Below are 2724 nucleotides of genomic sequence, written 5' to 3'. Positions count from 1 at the left end.
GGGGGGGGCTGACTTAAGTTCGTGGATTGTGGTTTTTCCGCGCTGTATTAACTGTGCATCTGAAGCTTAACAGGGTTTTTATTTTTAACTGTGATGGTTTTGTGTTGAATGCAATTGGTGTGTCATTTCTTTCGATTTTCTTTTTTGTTTGTTCTTTGCTGTTTAGTGCACTTTGGGAGTTTTTCCTTTCGATGGTAATTTGTTTCTGCGTCTTTAATGGGTTGTTGTTTTAGTGTAATTTTAATTAATGGTGATGGCTTTTTTTAAACGTTGCATAAATGGTGTTGTTTTTTTTGTCCGTGATTTATTGTGGGGTGTTAATCTGGCCCCCTGTGAAAGCATATAGCCATCAGGATGTTTTCTTTAGTTAGTGATGAAGTTAACAGGAACTGTTGAGTTCCTCGGGGCCCCCCGTCATCAGGGGGCTCCTGTTTAATTTTAAACTTCAAATCCACTGGAACACTATAAATCATTTACATCCGAATGTGCATGAGTGCGTCAAAAAAGAAGAGAGTGACCGGAGAATCCTGACAGAATGAAAATGAACAAAAAATTAAAAATGATCATGGCCGGAGGTGTAATGTTGTCCGGTCTGGCTGTTGCAGCAGAACAGCCGCAGGGAGCTGGATCTGCCCCTTTCTCGCCGGAACAGGAAGACCGGATTGGTGAACTAACCCGAAATTATCTTCTGGCACACCCGGATATTATAATAGAAGTAGAACAGAAGCTGCAGACGATGCAGCAGAAACGTCAAATTAAGATGATAACGGAGGCCGCTTTGCGTTATCAGGAAAGCCTCCTGGATAACAGAGAAACGCCATCATATGGCCCGGCTGATGCACGGGTTGCTTTCATCGAGTTCTTTGATTACCAGTGTTCTGTATGTGCCCGCCAGGCTCAGGTGATTGAGGAGGTTATGAAGGCGAACCCGAAGGTTCGCTACATATTCAAGGAATGGCCTATTTTTGCACCGCGCTGGCCGACTTCAGAAGTTGCAGCAGAAACAGGCCTTCAGCTCTGGCAACAGAAAGGGATGGATGCCTACCTGGCTTACCACAATGCACTTTATGAGACTGGCCATGATGAGGGACGACTGACGCAGGCCGATATAACAAAAGCTGCCTCGCCAGCCGGTAAACTAAAAGGCAAGGGGGACGATATGTTAAATGTCCTGTCCGAAATTGATGGACTGGCACAGAACCTTGGTTTGCGGGGAACGCCGGGTATTATCGTGATGCCAGTCAGGGGGGCAACCCCGGAAAACACCACGGTTATTCCGGGGGGAGCAGATCAGGGAACATTGCAGTCTGCCATCGACAAAGCATCGGAGGCTATGGATAAATCACTCCCCGTTAACCCGCAGGAGTGATCTTGTTCTCGTTCTGTCTTTGCAAGAGTCTGCACCACAAATGAATGATTATACCCCATGTGAGTCATATAATCAGGCAACATTTATTTGCCATGCCTGTCCACAGGGGGATCTCCTGTCAGTTAACACGACCACATGTCTTTATCTGAACAAGCAGAAACATTTCTGCTGTTGAATATAAATTCATCAGAATATTGATTTGTAAATACGTTGAGGGTACGCCGTAAGGTTGTCCTGATAAGAAGACAGGTCAACCTGAAGTTATTTCAGACGCAGTGTTATGGAGCTAATTTGGAAACGAAGCGTTAAAACGATCCATCAGGTATTCCGGTGTACAGCGGATACGCCCTGTCGCAGGGAGTCAGCAACGCCATCTGTCTTAACTGCCACCCAACGACTTGGTTCATTTTCGCATTCTGTAGAGTCGGTGCGCAAGTCCTGCCGATACTGCATAACCCGGTTAATACCTGACAAGGTCGTAGGATAGTTTTACGGAACCTGTACTGTCATCATACTGTGTTTTTTTGAACAGGGTTGATGAACCCTGAATTTTTAGTTATATAGTCATTATGTCCGCGAACTTCTGCCGCCAGTTTACTGTGTCATGTGGACGTTTGTATTTTCAGATGTCATAGCATTAATAATGCCGGGTGTTAGCTGAAATAACTCTTTCAGAATGTCTGACTGTGGTTTGTTACTGCTATATCCGTGTGAACGCACAATTTTTATCAACCTGATTCGTCGCTCCAGGCACCACGCGTAATTGTTGAAGTGTTCAGTTAATATAATTTTCTCCGCCGTGAACGGGTGTCCAGTACCGCCCGTTTACCGGCGGGTATATTTTCCTTTTTCCGGGGTTATCATGAATAATATCACCTTGTTGCGTGCCGCCGCGCGGTGCCAGATTGTGCTTCAGCTTCTGCTGATAGTGTTGCCGGTTTCCCGGCTGTCGGCTGCAACCCTCACGCCCACGGTCCCTGACCCGCTGGTATCTGCGGCCCTTTCACGTTCTCCGTTTTCTTCAGACCTCCCGGCGGATGACAGCGCTTACCTGCCTTATTCCTCCGCAATGACGGAAGGGGCCGGGCTGCAGACTGCCGGCAACACGCCTGATGCGGCGGCCTCTCTGGCTGCCGGTGAAGCCTCCGGTACACTGCAGGCGTGGCTGGGACAGTACGGTACCGCGCGCATTCAGCTTAATGTTGACCGGCACGGTAACTGGAGCCACAGCAGCGGGGATTTACTGCTTCCGCTGTATGATAACCAGCGCTCTGTGCTGTTTGTTCAGGGTGGAATACGGAAACCGGATGACCGGCTTACCGGTAACCTGGGCTTGGGCGTACGTACGTTCTGGC

The 2724-nt window shown here is 47.9% G+C and carries 2 protein-coding genes; both read left to right on the top strand.

Annotated features, from left to right (window positions below):
• Nucleotides 1–541 precede the first annotated feature (541 nt).
• Nucleotides 542–1369, top strand: a complete 828-nt coding sequence (locus tag NG99_RS22265; protein WP_072017647.1) for a DsbA family protein — start codon at nt 542–544, stop codon at nt 1367–1369.
• Between the two features lie 862 nt (nt 1370–2231).
• The coding region (locus NG99_RS30070) for an inverse autotransporter beta domain-containing protein (RefSeq protein ID WP_034897956.1) at nt 2232–2724 on the top strand (493 nt) is incomplete at its 3' end.

The organism is Erwinia typographi, from assembly GCF_000773975.1.
In the GTDB taxonomy this organism is placed as follows: Bacteria; Pseudomonadota; Gammaproteobacteria; order Enterobacterales; family Enterobacteriaceae; genus Erwinia; species Erwinia typographi.
The sequence above is the reverse complement of the archived record's forward strand: the minus strand, read 5'-3'. Positions and strand labels throughout refer to the sequence as shown.

Bases quoted from the DNA above. Each gene is read 5' to 3' on its own strand.
- NG99_RS22265 (WP_072017647.1), top strand. From the start codon at position 542: ATGAACAAAAAATTAAAAATGATCATGGCCGGAGGTGTAATGTTGTCC.